Raw genomic sequence first — 19521 nt, forward strand, 5'->3', positions numbered from 1 at the left:
ACTCCGAGGTCGCCGAGCTCTCGCGGGAGATCACCGAAGAACTGCGTGGGGAGATCCGCCGCCATGGCCAGCACTGAGACGACCGTCGCCAAGGACGGCAAGGGCGGCAAGGATGGCAGGTACGGCAACGATCTCGCCGGGCTCGAAGCGGGTCTGGACGCCCTGGACACGGTCCAGACGGGCCGTACGCCGTTCCGGAAGACCCTGACCCAGAAGGTCCTGCCGCCGGTCGTCGCCGTCGCGCTGGTGCTGGCGGTGTGGCAGATCCTGGTGTGGGCCGAGGTCGCGCCCGACTACAAGCTGCCCTCGCCCTCCGACGTGTGGGGCGAGGTACGCCAGTCCTGGCTCCAGGGCACCCTCCTCGACTACATCTGGACGTCGGTCTCACGCGGCCTGATGGGCTTCCTGCTGGCCCTGGCCATCGGCACACCCCTCGGCCTGCTCGTCGCACGCGTCAGGTTCGTCCGCGCCGCCATCGGCCCCATCCTCTCCGGCCTGCAGTCCCTCCCGTCGGTGGCCTGGGTGCCGCCGGCCGTGATCTGGCTGGGCCTGAACGACTCGATGATGTACGCCGTGATCCTGCTCGGCGCCGTCCCCTCGATCGCGAACGGTCTCGTATCGGGTGTCGACCAGGTGCCGCCGCTGTTCCTGCGGGCCGGCCGCACGCTCGGCGCGACGGGTCTGAAGGGCACCTGGCACATCGTGATGCCGGCTGCGCTGCCCGGCTATCTGGCGGGCCTCAAGCAGGGCTGGGCCTTCTCCTGGCGCTCGCTCATGGCCGCCGAGATCATCGCCACCTCACCCGACCTCGGCATCGGCCTCGGCCAGCTGCTGGAGCAGGGCCGCACCAACAGCAGCATGTCCCAGGTGTTCCTCGCCATCTTCCTGATCCTCATCGTCGGCATCGCCATCGACCTGCTGATCTTCAGCCCGCTGGAGCGGTGGGTGCTGCGCAGTCGCGGTCTGCTGGCAAGGAGCTGAAGTCCCCGTGGTCCCCGTGTTCAAGAAGCCGGTTCTTCTCGTCATCGCCCACGGCAGTCGCGATCCGCGGCATGCCGCGACCGTGCATGCCCTGGTACGCCGGGTGCGCTCGCTGCGCCCGGACGTACGGGTGGAGATCGGCTTCCTCGACTTCAACGTCCCGTCCGTGCCGGGCGTGCTGGAGTCGCTGGCCGCGGAGGGTGTCCGTGACGTCGTGGCCCTTCCGCTGCTGCTGACGCGCGCCTTCCACGCGAAGGCGGACATCCCGGCGGTGCTGCGGGCGGCACCACCGCAGCTCCGCATCCGCCAGGCGGAGGTGCTGGGCCCGTCCCCGCTGCTCCTGTCCGCTCTGGAACGACGTCTGTACGAGGCGGGTCTGACGCCCGCCGACAAGTCCTCGACCGGGGTCGTGCTGGCCTCGGCGGGGTCCTCCGACCCGGAGGCGAACGCAGTGATCGCAGCAATCGCGCGGGAGTGGCGGCACACCGGTTGGTGCGCCGTGCGACCTGCGTTCGCCTCCGCATCCCTTCCCCGCACCGAGGACGCGGTGCGGGAGCTGCGGGAACTCGGCTGCGAGCGGGTGGCCGTGGCGCCGTACGTACTGGCCCCGGGTTTCCTCCCGGACCGGATCGCGCGGGGCGCGGCCGACGCGGACGTCCTGGCGGACGTGCTCGGGGCGGCGCCGGAGGTGGCTCGGGTGCTGGTGGAGCGGTACGAGGCGGCTCGGGTGCCGGTGCTGGCGGCCGTGGGCGCCTGAGGGCGACGGCCCGGGATCACACAGGATCCGCTGCTCACCTAGAGTCCGCCGTTCACGCGGGATCCGTCGCCCCGACCGCCTCCTCAACCAGCCCCACCAACTCCCCCACCGGCATCGACCCCGCCGCCCGCCTCTCCCGGGCGAAGGTGTTGGCGAGGCGCTGGAGGAGGTCGTTCAGGGGGGTGGGTACGCCGTGGAGGCGGCCCAGGAGGGTGATTTCGCCGTTGAGGTAGTCGGCCTCGATGGTGCCGGTGCCTCGGGTGAGGGACTGCCAGGAGGAGCCGCCGCGTGGTGTGCCGGCGAGGGGGACGAGGGTGATCTTGTCGCCGCGTGCCGCCTGCTGTTCCTCGGCGCTCGCGTACGCGATCCCGGCGGCGTCGAGCACGGCGGCGCCCTCGGCGCGCACGCGCTGGAACAGCGCCGCGGCGTCCTCGGTGTCGACGGGGCCGGTCACGGCCTCCAGGGCGTTGCCGAGGTTGGCCAGCAGCTTGGCGTACTGCCAGCGGGCCACGTCTGCCACGACCGGTGCCTCGAAGTGCGACTTCTCCAGGTCGGCGGCGATGAGGCGGGCGGTCTCGTCGGTGCCGTGCGGGTGGCGGCCGAGATGGAGGATGCCGGTGAGGGGGCTGCCGGCCGCGGAGACGATGCCGGGTTCGACGTACGTCGAGGGGAGCCAGACGCAGACGCCGTAGACCTGTCGGAAGTGCCGCAGGGCGAGGCGCTGGCTCTCGACGCCGTTCTGTGCGCAGACCAGCGGGAGCCGCTCGGCGGCCGTGCCGCCGCCCGCGACCGGGGCCGGGCCCCAGGTCTGCAGCGCGGCCAGGCTGTCCTGGGTCTTGACGGCGAGCACGAGTACGTCGTCGGGGCGGAGCTCCCCGAGCGCGGCGGGGCCTTCGACGACCGGCAGCCGGTGGGTCAGCTCGCCCTCCGGCACCCTGAGCCGCAGCCCGTGGTCCCTTAGGGCCTCGTGGTGCGCGCCCCGCGCCACCAGTACGACCTCGTGCCCCGAGCCCGCGAGCCGTCCGCCGATGACCCCGCCGACCGCTCCTGCCCCGATGATGATGTAGCGCATACGACGAGCCTCGCACACCCGTCCGCCTGGTTGACCTTGCCCCTGGGGCAGGCTCGAGGGTCCGCGCATGGACGACGACTTCTACGTGAGGCAGACGCCTTTCAGTGATCCCGGGGAGCTGGACGTCAAAGGGCTGCCGAGCAGTCCGGATCAACTTGCCCTTCTGGTACGGGATTTGATCATCCATCAGGGGGACGGAGCCCGGTTGGGATACGCCATACCCGGACAACGGCTGCGCGAGGACGCCGAGTCCCGGTATGTCACCGAGATCCTGCGGATCCTGCGTGAGCGCCGGGACGCCCCGTTGACCGAGGCGCGGAAGCCGGAGGAGCGGTTCGTGGGCACGTGCCGGGACTTCGCGCTGCTGCATGTGTCGCTGTTGCGGGCGACGGGGACGCCGGCCCGGGTCAGGGGCGGCTTCGGCACGTACTTCGTGGACGGCTTCCACGAGGACCACTGGGTCACCGAGTACCGGCTGCCGAACGGGAGTTGGCGGCTGGTCGACCCGCAGGTGCTGCATCCGGCCTACGGCGACCTGGGGTTCGATCCGCTGGACGTGCCGCGCGACCGGTTTCTCGTGGCGGGCGACGCGTGGCGGGCGTGCCGGGGCGGGGAGGCGGATCCGGGGACGTTCGGGTTGTCGGGAGACGGGGAGCTGCGCGGGATGTGGTTCGTGCGGGGCAGTCTGGTCCTCGACCTGGCCTGCCGGGGTGGCGTGGAGACGCTGCCCTGGGACGGCTGGGAGCCTCTCGCGGGCTTCGGTGACGTGTCGCTGTCGGACGACGATCTCGCCCTCCTGGACGCCGTGGCCGCCGCGCACGCCGACGACGACGTCCGGCGCCTGTGCGCGGAACCCCGGCTGGCGCCGCCCCGCCAGATCCTCTCCAGGTCACCCTCCTTCGGTTTGCGTGAGGTCACGCTTCCTCGGCGCTGAAGGGTGTCCCCTGGTGGAAGTACATCTGCCAGCCGTCGGCCGTCCGGCGCCACAGGGAGCTGCGGTGGGCGTACCGGCCGCCGTGCTGCGTGTCGAAGGTGAGGTGGACGAGGTCCGGGGCGAGCCGGACGCCCCGGATCTCGGAGGTGACGACGTGGCGGGCGGATGCATCGGTCTCGGCAGGCAGGCGGGACAAGGTCGACGCCCGGTCCCATCGCCGGCCCGACGAACCGAACTCGTGGAACTCGGGGTGCAGCAGCGAGCCGAGCAGATCGGCCGAGCGGCGGACTTCGGGGTCCAGCAGTCTCAGCTCGCCTTCGATGGCCGCCTGTACGGCGGGATCGCGTTCAGTCACCTGTCATCTCCACGAGCTTCACGACGGTGTTCCAGTTGCGGCTGGTGGCGATCAAACCCCTGTTGAGGCGGGGCCGCGACAGGATTTCGGCGAGTTTGGAGCGGCCCAGGCCGTTCGGGGCGTAGAGATACAGGGCGCGGTCGCCGAGGCGGAACTCCTCGGGGAGGTAGGCGGGTTGGTCGATCTCGGCGAAGCGGTCGGCCTCGACCGGGGCGGAGAAGTAGGTGACGTGGAGCTGCTTGGGCTCCAACTCGGCTGCGGGGTAAGGGCAGTTGTCGGCGACGGCCCGGAGGTAGGCGTGGTCGCGCACGATCACGTCCACGGCGAAGCCGAACTGCTTCTCGATCGCCGACGCGAGCTCGGCGGCCAAGGAGTCCTCGTCGCCGTGGTCGGCGGTGAACACGGCCTGGCCACTCTGGAGGTAGGTGCGAACGCCGCCGTGGCCGAGGCCGGTCAGCAGGGTGCGCAGGTCGGCCATCGGGACTTTTCTGCTGCCGCCCACGTTGATCCCGCGCAGCAGCGCCGCATACGTCGTCGTCATTCGGCCACCTTAGAGCGGCCCACTGACAGTGGCGCGGCTGTCGCGGCCGTCGTGCCCCGTGGGGGTGGGCACGACGGCCCGGAGCCGTAAGTTACTCATCGGTCAGTACGGAGCACAACCTTTTCGGCCCGATAGATGTAAGGGACCTTCATCCTCCCCAGTGGGGAGAGGGCGGTGGCCGAGCGGATGAGTTGCGGCCGTCGTACTTCACCGGGAAGCACGACGAGATGGCTTTATCCGGCCCATACCTTCGAAACGAAAGGAGGCGGCAGGGGGCCGCCACCGCAATCAAGGGGGCAAGCCCGTCATGGGGAACGGAGATACGCGAGTGCGGGGGCTCGCCGCCCGCGCCGGCGGCTGGAGCGCCCGGCACCGATGGGCGGCCGTCGGCATCTGGGTGCTGTTCGTCGTCCTGGCGATGGGCCTCGGTTCGGCGGCGGGCCGGGTCGACGTCAAGGACAGCGACCAGCTGAAGGGCGAGACGCACACCGCCGCCAGGATCGTCGAGGACGCCGGCATCGACGAGCCGGCCGGTGAGACCGTCCTGATCCAGGCGAAGGACGGCGGCCTCAAGGCCACGGACGGCGAGTTCAGGTCCGCCGTCGGCGCGGTCGTCAAGGCCGTCGAGGGCACCGGCGAGGTCACGGACGTGACGTCGCCGTACGACACGAAGACGATCTCGAAGGACGGCCGCAGCGCGCTGGTGCAGTTCGACATGCGCGGCGAGGCGGACACCGCGGGTGAGCGTGTGGAGCCCGTGCTGAAGGCCGTCGAGGAGGTCCAGAAGGACTACGAGGCGCTGCGGATCGAGGAGATCGGCGGCGCGAGCATGACGAAGACGTTCGACGACGCGTTCGGGGACGACTTCCAGAAGGCCGAGTACTCGGCGGTGCCGGTGGCCCTCGGCATTCTGCTCATCGCCTTCGGCGCGCTGGTGGCGGCCCTGCTGCCGGTGCTCCTCGCGGTCACCGCGATCATGGCGACGATGGGCCTGATGGGCATCGTCAGCCATGTGATGCCGATGAGCGACACCGCCAACTCCGTGATGCTGCTGGTCGGCCTGGCCGTCGGCGTCGACTACTGCCTGTTCTATCTGCGCCGTGAGCGGGAGGAGCGGGAGGCCGGCCGCGATGCGCAGACCGCCCTCCGGGTCGCCGCCGCCACCAGTGGGCGCGCGATCATCGTCTCCGGGGTCACGGTGTGCGTGGCGATGGCGGGCATGCTGTTCACCGGGCTCGCCGAGTTCGAGGCGATGGGCCTGGCGTCGCTGATGGTCGTGGCGGTCGCCATGGTCGGGTCGGTGACGGTGCTGCCGGCGCTGCTGTCGCTGCTGGGCGAGCGGGTCGAGAAGGGCAAGATCCCCTTCCTGCACCCGCAGAGCAAGCTCCGGCGCAACCGTGGGCGCGGCAACCGGGAGAGCCGGTTCTGGACGGCCGTACTGAAGGGCGTGCTCGCCCGGCCGGTCGTCTCGGTCGCGGTCGCGGCCGGTGCGCTGCTGGCCATCGCGGCGCCCGCGCTCGGCATGAAGACCGAGCAGCTCACCCTGGACAAGGAGTTCGGTGACTCGCTGCCGATCGTGCAGACGTACAACCGCCTCAACGAGGCGTTCCCGGGCGGTTCCGAGCCGGCCGAGGTGGTCGTGAGGGCGGACGACATCAACGCACCCGCGGTGAAGTCCGCGCTCGCCGACTTCCGTGAGCGGGCGATCAGTTCGGGTGCCTCGCGCGGCCCGGTGGAGATCAAGCTGCACGACGAGCAGAACATCGCCTTCGTGTACGTCCCGCTGGTCGGCGGCTCCGACCTCGACAAGGCGGGTGTCAGCCTGGACAAGCTGCGCGACGAGGTGCGTCCGGCCACGCTCGGCAAGGTGGCGGGTGTCGAGGCGCCGATCACCGGGCAGGTCGCCGGGTCGAAGGACTTCAACGACCAGCTGGCCGGAGCGGTCATCCCGGTGTTCGCGTTCGTCGTGGTCTTCGCCTTCGGGCTGATGCTGCTGTCGTTCCGGTCACTGACGGTCGCGGTCACGTCGATCGTCCTGAACCTGCTGTCGGTGGGCGCCGCGTACGGGATCCTCGTCGCGGTCTTCCAGCACGGCTGGGGTGCGTCCCTGGTGGGCGCGGAGGGCGTCGGCGCGATCGTCACCTGGCTGCCGCTGTTCCTGTTCGTGATCCTGTTCGGCCTGTCGATGGACTACCACGTGTTCGTGGTCTCGCGGATCCGTGAGGCGCGGCTGCGGGGCCGTACGACGAAGGACGCGATCCAGCACGGTGTGGTCACCACGGCCGGGGTCGTCACCAGTGCCGCGGTCATCATGGTCGCCGTCTTCGCGATCTTCGGGACGCTGTCCATGCAGTCGATGAAGCAGATGGGTGTCGGCCTCGCGGCGGCCGTGCTGATCGACGCGACGGTCATCCGGGGTGTGCTGCTCCCGGCGGTGATGGCGCTGCTGGGTGAGCGCAACTGGTATCTGCCGAGGTGGCTGCACCGGTTGCCGGACCTGACGCACGACGAGGCGCCGGAGGCCGTGACGCGGAAGGCGGCTCGGGACGACGAGGGCGAGCGGGTGCCCGTCTGAGCCCGTCCGCCCCACGCGCGGGGCCCGTCGACTCCCACCGGAGCCGGCGGGCCCCGCCGCGCGTGTCACGGTGGCCGCAGACGGCGTGCCAGCCTGCGGCCCCAGGTCTGGCCCGGCACCTCGACGTACCGGTGGGTCAGCACGCACAGCGGCAACAGCGCGACGAAGAACGCCACTTCGAGGACCACGTCGTCCTGTCGTCGGCGGCCGATCGTGCCGTCGACCACCGCCAGCAGCAGCGGATGCGTCAGATAGACCGAGTAGCTGATCGTGCCCAGTCCGGTCAGCATCCGCGGTATACGGCGGTGGCGCGACGCGAGTCCCGCGCCGAAGGTCAGCACGGCCAGCAGGAACGCGACGATCCAGCCGCGCCGGGTGAAGTGGCCGCTGTCGCCGTACCGGTAGGCGCTGCCCACGGCGCAGGCGACCACCACGACGGCCGTGCCCGCCGCGCACCGCCAGGTGCTCCGGCCGTTCTCGGCACGGTGGACGGCGGTGCCGAGGAACATCACGGCGAGGATCACCAGGCCCTCCCACACCGGGACCGTGCCGTTGAAGGCGACCAGGGCCAGTGCCAGCACACCGCCCAACACGCCACCGAACAACCGGAGTACGGGCGAGGTGGCGCTCGCACAGCACACGGCGACCACCATGGCGATCGACGCGAGCGCGATCAGCGGGCCGGTGCCGATCAGTCCGGACAGGGCGGAGGGCGGCAGCACGAGCCCCGCGGCCGCGCTCACGGCGGCGAGTACGGCGAGGAGGAGGGCCGTCGCCGCGGACCGCCGGTGCAGACGGACCGTGAACAGGGCGACGATCAGCAGGTAGAAGCACATCTCGTACGAGAGCGTCCACAGGACGAGCAGGAGATTGGGTGTGCCCAGCAACTCCTGGAGCAGGGTGGCGTGCGCGACCGCCACCATGACGGCGCTCTGCCTGCCGAGGTCGGGCGACTCCGCGATGCCCAGGAGGCCGGCGGCGAGCAGCGCGGTGACGACGGCCGCCCACAGCGGGTACACACGGGAGAGCCGTCCGATCCAGAACGTCCGGACGCAGCCCCGGCGTTCCAGCGACGCGGGAATGATGTAGCCGCTCACCAGGAAGAACACCATGATGCCGTAACGGCTGGTGTTGAACTGCGGCATCAGCTCCCGCCGGAAGTCCGCCATGAAGGTGTACGACGAGTGGTCGAACACCACGACGAGTGCGGCGATGCCGCGCAGCGCGTCCAGCCAGCCCAGGCGTGCGGCGGGGACGGTGGGTGGGGATTCCATGCGGGGGCGGAGTCCTGTTCGGTGCGGGGGCGTCGGGATTGCCGTGAGACGTCACCGAGTTCAGCTGCCGGCGCATTGTTCGGCAGGGCCCTTCCGGCGGCCGAACAATGGGCGGGGCGGGTGCGGAAGCGACTGGAGGGGATGCTGGGGTGGCGGGTCGTCGTGAGGCGCCGGTGGATCCGGCGGCGGGGCCGGTGCAGCGGTTCGCGTTCGAGTTGCGCGAGCTGCGGGCGGAGGCGGGCGGGATCACCTACCGGACGCTGGCCCGGCGGGCGGGCTACTCGGTGACGACGCTGTCGCAGGCCGCGGCGGGCGAGCGGTTGCCGACGCTGCCGGTGGTCCTGGCCTATGCGCGGGCGTGCGGCGCGGACCCGGCGCGGTGGGAGGCGCGGTGGAAGGAGGCGGTGGCGGAGTCCGCCGACGAAGGCTCCGGGGACGACGACGGACCGGTCGCGCCGTACCGTGGGCTGGCTCGGTTCGAGACCGGTGACAGCGCCTTGTTCTTCGGCCGGGAGCGGCTCACCGCGGACCTGGTCGACCTGCTGCGCGGACGGCGGTTCGCAGCGGTCTTCGGCCCCTCGGGCAGCGGCAAGTCCTCCCTGCTGCGCGCCGGGCTGATCCCCGTCCTCCGGCAGACCCGGGAGCCGGGCCTGCGTCCGGCCGCGATCCGGATCCTGACGCCGGGCGAGCATCCCGCCCGCACCCATGCGCCGCTCCTGACACCCGCGGCTCCCGGCGAGGCCGGCGCGGAGGCGGACACGTTCGTGATCGTCGACCAGTTCGAGGAGGTCTTCACCCTCTGCCACGACGCCGCCGAACGGGCCCGCTTCATCGACCTGCTGCTGGCCGCCCGACGGCCGGAGAGCCGATTACGGGTCCTGCTGGCGGTGCGCGGCGACTTCTACGGCCGCTGCGCCGAGCACCGCGAACTGGCCGACGCGCTGCGCGACGCCAACCTCCTGGCCGGTGCGATGACCCCGGCGGAACTGCGCGACGCCGTCGTCAAGCCGGCCACGGCCGCCGGGCTGACCGTGGAACGCGCCCTCACCGCCCGGCTGGTCAAGGAGGTCACCGACGCCCCGGGCGGGCTGCCGCTGCTGTCCCACGCGCTGCTGGAGACCTGGCGCCGCCGCCGCGGCAAGACCCTGACCCTGGCCGGCTACGAGGCGGCCGGCGGCCTGGACGACGCCATCGCAAGGACCGCCGAGGAGGTCTACGGCCGCTTCACCGAAGGGAAGGCGGCCGTCGCCCGTCGGGTCCTGCTGCGCCTGGTCGCCCCCGGCGACGGCACCCCCGACACCCGCCGTCCCGTAGAGCGCGCCGAACTGTCCGGCAGCGGCCGAGAGGACACCGCCGAGGTGCTGGAGGCGTTCGCCCGGGCGCGGCTGCTCAGCCTGGACGGCGACACCGTCGAGATGGCCCACGAGGCCCTGATCACGGCCTGGCCCCGGCTGCGCGGGTGGATCGAGGACGGCCGTGAACGCCTGCGGGTGCACCGGAACCTGACCGAGGCGGCGCACGCCTGGCAGGAACTGGGCCGTGAGAAGGGCGCGTTGTACCGGGGCAGCCGGCTCGCCGTGGCCCGGGAGCACTTCGGCGGGACGTTCCGCGAGGATCTGACCGAACTGGAGCGGGCCTTCCTGGACGCCGGCCGCGACCACGAGCTGAGGGGCCGTCGCCGGTACCGGCTGATGCTCACCGCGGTCACGACGGCCCTGTGTCTCGCCCTCGTCGCCGCGGGCCTCGCCGTGCGGCAGTGGCAGCACGCGGTCACCGCCGAGGAGCTGGCGCGGTCCCGGCAACTGGCCGCCCAGTCCGGCGCACTGCTGGAGACGGATCCCGACCGCGCCGCACGGCTCGCCGTCCAGGCCTACCGCACCAGCCCGACCCGCGAGGCCACCACCGCCCTGTACGCCGCCGCGGCGCTACCGCTGCGGGGGCGCCTGGTCGGCGGCACCGAGCCCGTGCACTCCTTCGCGCTCGGCCCGGACGGGCGCACCCTCGCCGCGCACAGCGCGGACGGCACCGTGCGGATCTGGGACCTGCCCGAGGGCCGGGTCCGGCACGCGTTCACCGGCCACGACGTCATCGAGGTCATGGGGCTCAGCGGCGACGGACGGGCGCTCGCGGTCACCAGCGCCGTCGGCGCCGCGGCGAGGCTGGACCTGTGGGATCCCGTCACCGGCAGGAAAGTCCGCGGCTTCACGGTCCCCGACGGTTCGATACGGGGCGTGGACTTCAGCCCTGACGGTCGTACGGTGGCCGTCTCCTCCCTGGCGGCCGTGCGGGTGTGGGACATGGCCACCGGTCGCCTGCGGCACGGCTTCACCGGGCTCTCCGACCTGGAGGCCGTCGCCTTCGGCCCCGACGGACGTACCGTCGCCGCGGTGAGCTTCGACGGACGGGTGCGGGTGTGGGACTTGGCCACCGGGCGTATCCGGAGCACTCACGACAGCCGGGCCGAGGGTGACGGGGTGGTCTTCAGCCCGGACGGCCGGACGTACGCGACTGTCCTCGGCGACGGTTCGGTGCGACTGCGGGACGTGGCCGACGGCGGGGTCCGGCGCACCATCAGGAACGGCGTCGACGGGAGCGACCGGGTGGCCTTCGCCCCTGACGGGCGGACCCTCGCCGTCGCGGGCCGTCAGGACACGGTGCGCGTGTGGGACACCGCCTCCGGCGCCGCGCGGGCCACGGTGACCGCCGGTCACCAGGGGCGCGGGGTCATGACGGTGGCCCTCGGCCCCGACGGACGCACCCTGGTCACCAGCGGCAACCGGGACCCCGCCGTCCGCGTGCACCGCCTGACCGCCGATCGACCGCAGACCACTTTGCGCGGCGGCGGGGGGACCTCCGTCACCGATGTCGTCTTCAGCCCGGACGGACACACGGTGGCCACGGCGGGCCATGGTCCGCCCGGCCGTGCGTCGGTGGAGCTCTGGGAGGCCGGGACCGGCGGTCGCGAAGCCGCACTGGCGCTCGACACCGACCTGGTACTCCAGGGACAGGGGCAGCCCCTTTCTGTTTCCCGCCCCGGGGATGTGGGGTTCGGCCCGGACGGGCGTGCCCTGGCCGCGAGGGCCGTCGGGAAGGGAGTGATCGAGGTCCGGGACGTCGCCACGGGCCGACTTCGCCTGAGCCGTGCGTGGGGTGCCGCCGACGAGGTGGCCTTCAGCCCCGACGGGACGCGGCTCGCCGTCGTCGGCAGCGAGGGGTGGGTGCGGATCTGGCACCTCGCGACCGGCAAGGTCCACACCGTCCGCACCGGCGACGGAGAGCCCTTGAGGACAGTGGCGTTCGCCCCGGACGGCCGCACACTCGCCGTCGTGAGCATCGAGGACGGCGACGAACCGGTCGCTCTCCTCGACGCCGCGACCGGCCGCACCCGGCGTACCCTCCGGCCGGGTGCCCTCAGCACGCTGCCCCCGGCCTTCAGCCCGGACGGGACCACCTTGGCCACCACGAGCGGCAGATCCGTGAAGACGTGGGACGCGCGCACCGGAGAGCTCCTGGGCAGCTTCAACACGGGTTCCGAGGTGCGGTCGGCGGCCCTCAGCGCCGACGGCCGCACCTTGGCCACGGCCGGCGCCGCCGGGGTACGCCTCTGGGACCTCGCCACCGGCCGGGTCAGGGTCACCCTGCCGACCCCCCAGCCCGAGGCGGTGGCGTTCAGCCCGGACGGACGGACCCTGGCCGTCGGCACGGGCGGCTCCGTCGAGTTGTGGAAGGTCGACCTGCCCGACCCGGCCGGCGCGATCCATGCCATCGAGGAGGCTCTCGGCACGGGAGGGTGAACCTGGCCCTTGTCGCGCCGGCCGTTCTTGCTGCGGTTACCGCTCCTCGTCGCGTACCGCGGCCAGTTCGGCCTCGATCAGGTCGGCGGCTCGCTCGGTACCTCCCTCGTGGGCCATCTCCGCCTGGATGTCCTTCAGTCGCCGGGCGACCTCGGGGTCGTCGACCAGCGCGAGGGCCGTCTCGCGCAAAAGCTCGGCGGTGGCCTCGTCCGTCGGGATGTGCCGGGCGACGCCGAGCGCCTGGAGCACATCGGCGTTGCCGAACTGGTCAGCGGCCTGCGGTACGGCGATCATCGGGGTGGCCGTGGCCAGGCCCTCCTGGCTGCCGCCCGCGCCGGCGTGGGTGACGAACAGGTCGGCCTGCTTGAGGATCGCCAACTGCGGTACCCAGGAGTGCACTTCGACGTCGGCCGGTACGTCGCCGAGGTCCGCGGCGTCGACATGCCGGCCGACCTGGAGCACCAGGTGCCAGCCCGGCAGGTCGCCGAAGGCGCGCACGCACTCCCGGTAGAAGGCGGGCTGCTTGGTGAACGCCGATCCGAGGGAGACGAGCACGACCTTCTCGGCGTCCGCAGGACGCTGCCAGTCGCCCTCGGCGGTGCGGTCGGCCTGGCAGGCGCCCACGAACGAGTGGACGGACTGGTCCACCCGGTCGGCGTTCCACTGCAGCGCCTTCGGGATCAGGACGAGGGAGCGGTCGGGGCGTCCGGCGAACGGATCGGGGTGCTGGGTGATGCCGTTCTCCTCCAGCCACGCCTGGAAGCGCTCGTAGTAGGCCCGGCCGCGCTCCGTCTTCTTCGGCTCCTCCCACATCGGCTCGGCGACCTCCTTCTCGTACCCCTCCCAGGCGACCATGCAGGGCGAGAGCGAGATCGCGGGGACGCCCCAGCGGTGGGCGAGGACACGGGCCGGGTACGAGGCGATGTCGTGCAGGACGAGGTCCGGTTCGTCTCCCTCGTACGCCTCGATGAGCTGCGGAAGGGCCTGGACGGCGTCGGCGAGGAACGGCTCGACGTTGTCCAGCAGGGTGCTCCCCCACGCCTCCGGGTCCGCGTCGGGACCGGGCAGCGTGGAGTTCCAGAGCTTCGGCTCGGCGCCGGTTTCGGCGACCTTCTCGGCGAGAGCCGGCGGAATCGCGTACGTGACGCGGTGCCCACGCGCCACGAGCTCGCGGATCACTTCGAGGCTGGGGTTCACGTGGCCGTGGGCGGCGATGGAGAACATGGCGATGTGAGCGGGGGTGGTCATGGGACCGACTCTAAACGAGACGAGACGTCTCGTGCAAGTTGAATTTCGAGAGCCGCATTCCGCGAGTGGCGTTCCGCGAGTCGCATTCCGCAAGTCGAATTCATGGCGCCAGCACCTCGTGGAGCCTCAGCCAAGCCCCCGGCGGCACCTCACCGACCAGGACCCGCGTGTCGAGGCGCGCCGCGCGGAACGCCGCGTCGACCCGTCGCCTCGGGTGGGCCCGGCGCAGCGACGCGTGCAGGGAGCCGCCCACGCCCGAGAACCCCAGCTCCACCAGTGGCCGCCAGCTCGCGTACGCGGCGGTGTCGAGCAGTGGGGTGCGGCGCCGCTCGATCCGTACGATCCCCGCGTCCACGCGGGGCACCGGCCGGAAGCTGTGCCGCCCGACGCGGCCGAGCATCCGCCACTCGTAGCGGGGCCAGGTCAGGACCGTCAGCCGGGTCCAACTGCCGTAGTCACCCGTGCGTTTACGGGCGTACTCGAGCTGGGTGAGGAGGGTGGCGTCGGTGAGGGCGGGTGCCCGCAGGCACCAGTCGACGATGGCGGCGGTGCGGGAGAAGGGGACGTTCCCGGCGACGGAGAACGGGGTGTGCGGAGGGCGTGCGGTGAGGAAGTCCTCGCCGACGACGCGGACTTGAGGGGTGCGCGAGAAGCGTGAACGCAGTGCGGGGAGGAGCCGGGGGTCGATCTCGTAGGCGAGCAGGCGTTGACAGCGCGGGGCGAGGAGCTCGGTCAACGCGCCTTTCCCGGCACCGACTTCGAGCAGGAGGGGTGCCTGGCGTCCTTGTGGTACGGCGAGCCGGGCGAGTTGTCCGGCGGCGGTGCGGTCGGCGAGGAAGTTCTGCGAGAGCGCGCGGGATACGCGGGTGGGGCGGGCCATGGCCTGCGGTCCTTGTCTTCCATGGAGAGGGAAAAGGGCAGACGAGGGCCCTGACCGGAAGACAGGAGAGAGAGCGGGGAGCAGTGGCTCCGCGTGGGATCAGCGGGCGTGGTTCCCCGGGCCGGTCAGGGCTCCGGGGCGACGACGCATCCGTACGGAGTGCGCGTAGCCCCGGCCGTGACCGGTGATGGAGATCGCGTTGTTCGCTGCCACGGAGGGAACGTTAGGCGGGGCTGGGTGAGGTGGACAACCGAATTACCTCGGCCTCGCGTCAGCGCTGGTAGCGCGCCAGCACCAGGTTCCCGTCCTCCTCCAGCCGCTCCCGGAGCTCGCCCAGTCCGATCGCTCCGCTGTAGTACTCCTGGAAGGCGGGCGTGGCGACCTTGTCCTTCCACTCCGGGTAGCCGCGTACCGACTGGGCGGGGGCCGAGCGCAGGTGTGCGGCGAGGGCGGTGCCGGTGGCCCAGTCGTTCTCGGCGGTGTGCAGGGCCGGGTCCTTCAGGGCATGGGTGCCGGTGGGCAGCATCCAGTCACCGAGGGCCAGCCGGACCATGTTCTCGGGCCGCAGCAGGAAGTCGACGAACTCGGCGGCCTGCCGCTGGTGCGGGCTGTCCTCGGCGATGGACAGGGTCTGCGGGCTGACGCCCTGGGTGAGGCCGTCGGCGCCCGCCGGGGCGGGCAGCACCTGCCAGTCGAAGCCCTTCGGGGCCTGCTGCACGATCTGCTGGCGGTAGGAGAAGCCGAGCGGAACCATCGCGTAGCGGCCCCCGAAGAAGCCGGGCAGGGTGTCCGAGCCGCCGCTGCCCAGGGTCGTGGGCGAGGCGCTGCGGTCGACGTTGACCTGGTCGTGGACGGTGCGCGGCATCACCTCGTCGGCGGCCTCGAAGCGGACGGTGACCTTGCCGTCGGCGTCGCGGTGGAAGAGCTGTCCGCCGGCCGACAGGGAGAGGTTGAGGGAGGCGGAGACGGGTTCCTTGAGCGGCCAGGCGACGCCGTATTTCCCGTCCCCGCTCAGCTGATCGGTGATCTCCCGGAACTCCGCCCAGCTCCAGGGCCGTTCCGGGGTCGGGATGCGTACGCCCGCCTCCTTGAGCCACTTCGCGTTGGCGATGAGCACCCGGGGTTCCTGGAGGAAGGGCACGCCGTAGATCCGGCCGCCGAAGGTCGCCGTGTCCCAACTGTGCTGCGGGATGTCGGACTTGAGCCGCTGTGGCAGCAGGTCGGTCAGGTCGGCGAGGTAGCCGCCGTACGCGAAGTCCGCGAGGTCGTCCGAGGCGTCATGGATGATGTCCGGGGCCTCGCCTCCCTCGAAGGAGGTGAGCAACTGGTCGTGGACGCTGTCCCAACTGCCCTGCACATACTCGACCTTGACGTCGGGATGGGTCGCGTTCCACTCCTCCACCAGCTCCTTGTTGACCTCGACGGACTCCTCCTGCCAGGCCAGGGACTGGAAGCGCAGGGTGACGGGTCCGCCGGAACGTCCGTCGTCGCCGCCGCTGCATCCGGCGAGCAGCAGGGCGAGGACGGAGACCAGGGTCGGCAGCAGTCTCGTACGCATCAGCTCTTCACCGCCCCCGCGAGCATGCCGCCCGTGATCCGTCGTTGGATGACCGCGAACACCACCAGCGAGGGCAGCGTCGCGAGGAACGCGGCGGCGGCCAGCGGGCCGAGGTCCGCCACGCCCTCCGCGCCGATGAAGTGGGTGAGGACGACCGGCAGGGTCTGTTTCTCGGGCGTCTTCAGCAGGACGAGCGCGAAGAAGAACTCGTTCCAGGCCGTGACGAACGCGAACAGCGCCGTCGCCACGATGCCGGGCGCCAGCAGCGGCGCGGTGACCGAGACGAGGGTTCTGACGCGCCCGGCCCCGTCGACCGCCGCCGCCTCCTCCAACTCGGGCGGCACCGCGCGGACGTACCCGACGAGCATCCACAGCGCGAACGGCAGCGCCCACACCACGTACACCATGATCAGCCCCGGCACCGAGTTGATCAGCCGGAGGTTCTTCAGGACCAGGAACAGCGGGATGATCACCAGGACCAGCGGGAACGCCTGGCTGACCACGACCCAGCCGGTCGCCGCGCGTGCGAGCCGGGTGCGGTGGCGGGCCATGACGTAGGCCATCGGGGTGGCGAGGAGTACGGCGATCAGAGCGGCGCCGAGCGCGGCGATCAGGGAGTTGAGGGCGGCGTGCAGCAGGGGCTGTTCGTCGAAGGCCTGGCGGAAGTTGGCGAGGGTGGGGTCCTTCGGGATCCAGGTGGGGTGCAGGCTGCCCAGTTCGCGTGGCGGTTTGAAGGCGGTGGAGATCAGCCAGAGGAAGGGGAGGACGAGGAAGAGGAGGTAGGCGAGAAGGGCGGCGTACTGGCCGACGCGGCCCGCGGTGCTGGTCCTCATGACCGGTCACCTCCCCTGAGCCGGCCGACGAGGAGGACGGCGAGGAGGATCGAGATCACCGCGACCATCACACATCCCATCGCCGCCGCGTAGCCGAACTGCCCGTAGCGGAAGGCCTCTTCGTAGGCGAAGAGCATGGGCAGCCGGGTGCGGCCGCCGGGTCCGCCGCTGGTGAGCACGTAGACCAGGGCGAAGGAGTTGAAGTTCCAGATGAGGTTGAGCGCGGTGATGGAGAGGGCGACGGGCCTCAGGGCGGGCCAGGTGACCGTGCGGAAGCGGCGCCAGGCGCCGGCGCCGTCCACGGCCGCCGCCTCGTGCAGTTCGCGCGGGGTGTTCTGCAGACCGGCGAGCAGGGCGACGGTCGTGGTGGGCATCCCCGCCCAGATGCCGACCACGATGACGGCGGGCAGGGCGGTGCCGAGCCCGCTGAGCCAGTCGCGGCCGTCGCCGAGGCCGAGGTCGCGGAGTGTCTCGTTGAGGATGCCCGCGTCGGGGTTGTAGACCAGCCGCCACATCACGCCGACGACGACCTCGGGCATGGCCCACGGGACGATCGCGAGGGCGCGGGCCAGCCAGCGCAGCCGCAGGTCCTGGTTGAGGAGCAGGGCGAGGCCGAGCGCCAGCAGGAACTGCGGCACGGTGACGCCGACGGCCCAGACCAGGCCGATCCGGAACGACTCCCAGAACAGCGTGTCGTGCAGCAGGTCCCGGAAGTTGAGACCGCCGATCCACTGGGTGGGCTGGGTGCGCCCGGACTGGGCGTCGGTGAAGGCCAGCAGGATGCCGTAGAGCAGCGGTCCCACGCTCAGGATCAGGATGGGGATCAGCGCGGGGAGGACGAGGAACCAGGCGCCGTGATCCGTGACGCGCCGCTGTTTCCCGTCGCCCCGCGTGCGTCTCACCGCCCTCTCCGCCTCGGTCACCGATGTCACGGAATCAGCCCCTTTGCACGGCTCGGGTGGGCCCCGTCATGGTCGTGAAGGCGCCGTACCCCGTCAAGACCGCGCGCACGCGGTCCGACCTGTGGAAATGCGAGACTGACCGGAATACATACCGAGCCGGACAGGCCGGGCCGGACACGGAGGCGGACGATGGACGAGGCACGGGCGCGGGACGTACTGATCGCGGCGGGAGTACTGTCCGGCGCGGCGCGGGACGCGCGTCTGCTCGCCCTGGGCGAGAACGCGGTGTTCGCCGCCGGTGATCTGGTCGTCAAGGTGGGCCGCGACGCCGAACTCCTGGGCCGGGCCCGGCGCGAGCTGGACATCGCGGTGTGGCTGGCGGAGGCGGACGTTCCGGCGGTGCGGGCCGCCGAGACGAAGCCGCTGCTGGTGGAGGGGCACCCGGTGACCGTGTGGCACCGGCTGCCCGATCCGGTACGGCCCGCCGAGCCACGGGATTTGGCCGAACTGCTACGGGTCGTGCACGCCCTGCCCACGCCCGACTTCGCGCTGCCGCGCCGTGAGTTGCTGGGCGGCGTGGAGCGTTGGCTGCGGCTGGCGGGGGACGCGATCGATCCGGCGGACGCGGCGTATCTGCGGGAGCGCCGGGACGGTTTCGCGGCGGCCGCGGCCGGCCTGACGCCTCATCTGCCGCCGGGTCCGATCCATGGGGACGCGCTGCCGCGCAATGTGCATGTCGGGCCGGACGGGCCGGTGCTGGTGGATCTGGAGACCTTCTCGGCCGATCTGCGCGAGCACGACCTGGTGGTCATGGCGCTCTCCCGTGACCGGTACGGGTTGCCCGCGGCGGCCTACCGGTCGTTCGTCGAGGCGTACGGCTGGGATGTGCGGGAGTGGGAGGGGTGTTCCGTGTTGCGGGGAGCGCGCGAGACCGCGAGCTGCGCCTGGGTGGCGCAGCACGCGCCCAGCAATCCGAAGGCATTGGCCGAGTTCGGGCGGCGGGTGGCGTCGCTGCGGGAGGGGGACGAGACGGTGCGGTGGTACGCGTTCTGAGCGCGGGCTCTTCGACGCCGATCCCGACCGTCCGTGCGTGCGTGCGTGCGGTGGTGCCTAGGCGTCGTTCTTCCGGCGCACCATCTCGGCGATCCAGACGGGCGCGAACGGTGAGGTGCAGCCCGGGGACGTCGGGTAGTCCTTGAGTACCTCGAGGCGCTCACCGATGGCGAGGGCGCGGGTGCGGTGCTCGGCGTGCTCGATCCCGATCTGTGCCAGGCAGTGGTTCATGGCCCACTGGAGCCGGTCCGGGGCGTCCTTCATCTCCGCCTCGATGACGTCGAGCAGTCCGGGGAGATCGAGGCCCTCGGGCTTCTTCGCCACGCGTTCGGTGGTCAGCGCCCAGCCGGCACTCGCGACGACGGGATCGGAATCGGCGAACCAGGCCACGCGCAGCTCCTCGGCGTGCGGGCTCTTCTTCACCACGTAGTTCACGAGCCAGTCGTGCACCTTGGGGGTGCGCGCGTCGCGCACCATGGTGTCCAGCTCGTCGCGCTCGAACGCCTTCGGCCGGCAGATCAGCAGCGCCAGCAGTTTGGCCGCGGTGTCCTCGGTCGCCCAGAGCGAGCGCGCGAGTTCCTGGTGCGTCTTGAGCCGCTTCGCGAGCGCGCGCAGCTTGCTGAGGTTCACGCCGTGATCGTCGCCGTGCTTCTCGTTCACCGCGCGGATCTTCGGGTCGTCGAGCTCGGCCAGTTCGGCCAGCACCTCGGCGACCGTCGTCTCGGTCAGCGCCGTCTCGGCCACGTCGGTCTCCTGTCCCTCAT

At 71.7% G+C, this 19521-nt stretch carries 15 protein-coding genes and 1 pseudogene; 6 read left to right on the forward strand and 10 right to left on the reverse strand.

The features are described from left to right. Window positions 1-63 precede the first annotated feature (63 nt). Entirely contained in the window at window positions 64-981 is a 918-nt protein-coding gene (locus L0P92_RS16945; RefSeq protein WP_234763553.1) for an ABC transporter permease, read from the forward strand. A 16-nt stretch (window positions 982-997) separates the two neighbouring features. Next, a complete protein-coding gene (locus L0P92_RS16950) occupies window positions 998-1738 on the forward strand; it encodes a sirohydrochlorin chelatase (protein WP_234763579.1) in 741 nt (246 codons plus the stop codon). 52 nt (window positions 1739-1790) lie between these two features. Here the strand turns inward: L0P92_RS16950 and L0P92_RS16955 are convergent, their stop codons facing one another. Further along, on the reverse strand, window positions 1791-2810 hold the full coding sequence (locus L0P92_RS16955) for a ketopantoate reductase family protein (protein WP_234763554.1): 1020 nt from the start codon (window positions 2808-2810) through the stop codon (window positions 1791-1793). 205 nt (window positions 2811-3015) lie between these two features. On the opposite strand from L0P92_RS16955, the gene L0P92_RS16960 reads away from it, so the two are divergent. Then, a complete protein-coding gene (locus L0P92_RS16960; RefSeq protein WP_234763555.1) occupies window positions 3016-3744 on the forward strand; it encodes a transglutaminase-like domain-containing protein in 729 nt (242 codons plus the stop codon). Here L0P92_RS16960 and L0P92_RS16965 read toward each other — a convergent pair. Then, the gene (locus tag L0P92_RS16965; RefSeq protein ID WP_234763556.1) at window positions 3725-4099 is read right to left on the reverse strand and encodes a nuclear transport factor 2 family protein; all 375 of its coding nucleotides are present in this window, start codon (window positions 4097-4099) and stop codon (window positions 3725-3727) included. The two genes, L0P92_RS16960 and L0P92_RS16965, sit on opposite strands and share 20 nt — an antisense overlap. After that, window positions 4092-4640 (reverse strand): DUF1697 domain-containing protein, encoded by a 549-nt coding sequence (locus L0P92_RS16970; RefSeq protein ID WP_234763557.1) that lies wholly within the window; start codon window positions 4638-4640, stop codon window positions 4092-4094. Before L0P92_RS16970 ends, L0P92_RS16965 begins: the two co-directional genes overlap by 8 nt. Before the next feature lie 307 nt (window positions 4641-4947). Here L0P92_RS16970 and L0P92_RS16975 point away from each other — a divergent pair, with 307 nt between their 5' ends. Next, a complete protein-coding gene (locus tag L0P92_RS16975) occupies window positions 4948-7215 on the forward strand; it encodes an MMPL family transporter (RefSeq protein WP_234763558.1) in 2268 nt (755 codons plus the stop codon). Between the two features lie 65 nt (window positions 7216-7280). On the opposite strand, the gene L0P92_RS16980 is transcribed toward L0P92_RS16975, so the two are convergent. Then, window positions 7281-8489, reverse strand: coding sequence for an acyltransferase family protein (locus L0P92_RS16980; protein WP_234763559.1), 1209 nt, complete (start codon window positions 8487-8489; stop codon window positions 7281-7283). Between the two features lie 149 nt (window positions 8490-8638). On the opposite strand from L0P92_RS16980, the gene L0P92_RS16985 reads away from it, so the two are divergent. After that, a complete protein-coding gene (locus L0P92_RS16985) occupies window positions 8639-12283 on the forward strand; it encodes an nSTAND1 domain-containing NTPase (RefSeq protein WP_308289731.1) in 3645 nt (1214 codons plus the stop codon). A gap of 36 nt (window positions 12284-12319) precedes the next feature. On the opposite strand, the pseudogene L0P92_RS16990 reads toward L0P92_RS16985, so the two are convergent. From L0P92_RS16990 to L0P92_RS17010, 5 genes and pseudogenes are all read right to left on the reverse strand, one after another. Then, window positions 12320-13589 (reverse strand): annotated as a pseudogene (locus L0P92_RS16990) (glycosyltransferase). A gap of 42 nt (window positions 13590-13631) precedes the next feature. Then, window positions 13632-14411 (reverse strand): ErmE/ErmH/ErmO/ErmR family 23S rRNA (adenine(2058)-N(6))-methyltransferase, encoded by a 780-nt coding sequence (gene erm, locus L0P92_RS16995; RefSeq protein ID WP_234763560.1) that lies wholly within the window; start codon window positions 14409-14411, stop codon window positions 13632-13634. 271 nt (window positions 14412-14682) lie between these two features. Beyond that, window positions 14683-15969, reverse strand: a complete 1287-nt coding sequence (locus tag L0P92_RS17000; protein WP_234763561.1) for an ABC transporter substrate-binding protein — start codon at window positions 15967-15969, stop codon at window positions 14683-14685. Continuing rightward, window positions 15969-16802 carry a carbohydrate ABC transporter permease gene (locus tag L0P92_RS17005; RefSeq protein WP_234763562.1) on the reverse strand — a complete coding sequence of 278 codons (834 nt, stop codon included), beginning with the start codon at window positions 16800-16802 and terminating at the stop codon, window positions 15969-15971. Before L0P92_RS17005 ends, L0P92_RS17000 begins: the two co-directional genes overlap by 1 nt. Beyond that, window positions 16799-17734, reverse strand: a complete 936-nt coding sequence (locus L0P92_RS17010) for a carbohydrate ABC transporter permease (RefSeq protein ID WP_372497276.1) — start codon at window positions 17732-17734, stop codon at window positions 16799-16801. The genes L0P92_RS17005 and L0P92_RS17010 overlap by 4 nt, the downstream gene beginning before the upstream one ends. Before the next feature lie 159 nt (window positions 17735-17893). Here L0P92_RS17010 and L0P92_RS17015 point away from each other — a divergent pair, with 159 nt between their 5' ends. Then, complete coding sequence (locus tag L0P92_RS17015; RefSeq protein WP_234763564.1) at window positions 17894-18757, forward strand: phosphotransferase enzyme family protein; 864 nt, start codon at window positions 17894-17896, stop codon at window positions 18755-18757. 57 nt (window positions 18758-18814) lie between these two features. Here L0P92_RS17015 and L0P92_RS17020 read toward each other — a convergent pair whose 3' ends face one another. Beyond that, window positions 18815-19501 (reverse strand): DNA alkylation repair protein, encoded by a 687-nt coding sequence (locus tag L0P92_RS17020; RefSeq protein WP_234763565.1) that lies wholly within the window; start codon window positions 19499-19501, stop codon window positions 18815-18817. Window positions 19502-19521: the final 20 nt, after the last annotated feature.

This window comes from Streptomyces muensis, from assembly GCF_021474425.1.
GTDB classification, from domain to species: domain Bacteria; phylum Actinomycetota; class Actinomycetes; order Streptomycetales; family Streptomycetaceae; genus Streptomyces; species Streptomyces muensis.

Excerpts from the sequence above, each read along its gene's own strand:
- L0P92_RS16945 (WP_234763553.1), top strand. The coding sequence starts at position 64 with ATGGCCAGCACTGAGACGACCGTCGCCAAGGACGGCAAGGGCGGCAAG.
- L0P92_RS16955 (WP_234763554.1), bottom strand. The coding sequence starts at position 2,810 with ATGCGCTACATCATCATCGGGGCAGGAGCGGTCGGCGGGGTCATCGGC.
- L0P92_RS16970 (WP_234763557.1), bottom strand. The coding sequence starts at position 4,640 with ATGACGACGACGTATGCGGCGCTGCTGCGCGGGATCAACGTGGGCGGC.
- L0P92_RS16975 (WP_234763558.1), top strand. The coding sequence starts at position 4,948 with ATGGGGAACGGAGATACGCGAGTGCGGGGGCTCGCCGCCCGCGCCGGC.
- L0P92_RS16980 (WP_234763559.1), bottom strand. The coding sequence starts at position 8,489 with ATGGAATCCCCACCCACCGTCCCCGCCGCACGCCTGGGCTGGCTGGAC.
- erm (WP_234763560.1), bottom strand. The coding sequence starts at position 14,411 with ATGGCCCGCCCCACCCGCGTATCCCGCGCGCTCTCGCAGAACTTCCTC.
- L0P92_RS17000 (WP_234763561.1), bottom strand. The coding sequence starts at position 15,969 with ATGCGTACGAGACTGCTGCCGACCCTGGTCTCCGTCCTCGCCCTGCTG.
- L0P92_RS17005 (WP_234763562.1), bottom strand. The coding sequence starts at position 16,802 with ATGAGGACCAGCACCGCGGGCCGCGTCGGCCAGTACGCCGCCCTTCTC.
- L0P92_RS17015 (WP_234763564.1), top strand. The coding sequence starts at position 17,894 with ATGGACGAGGCACGGGCGCGGGACGTACTGATCGCGGCGGGAGTACTG.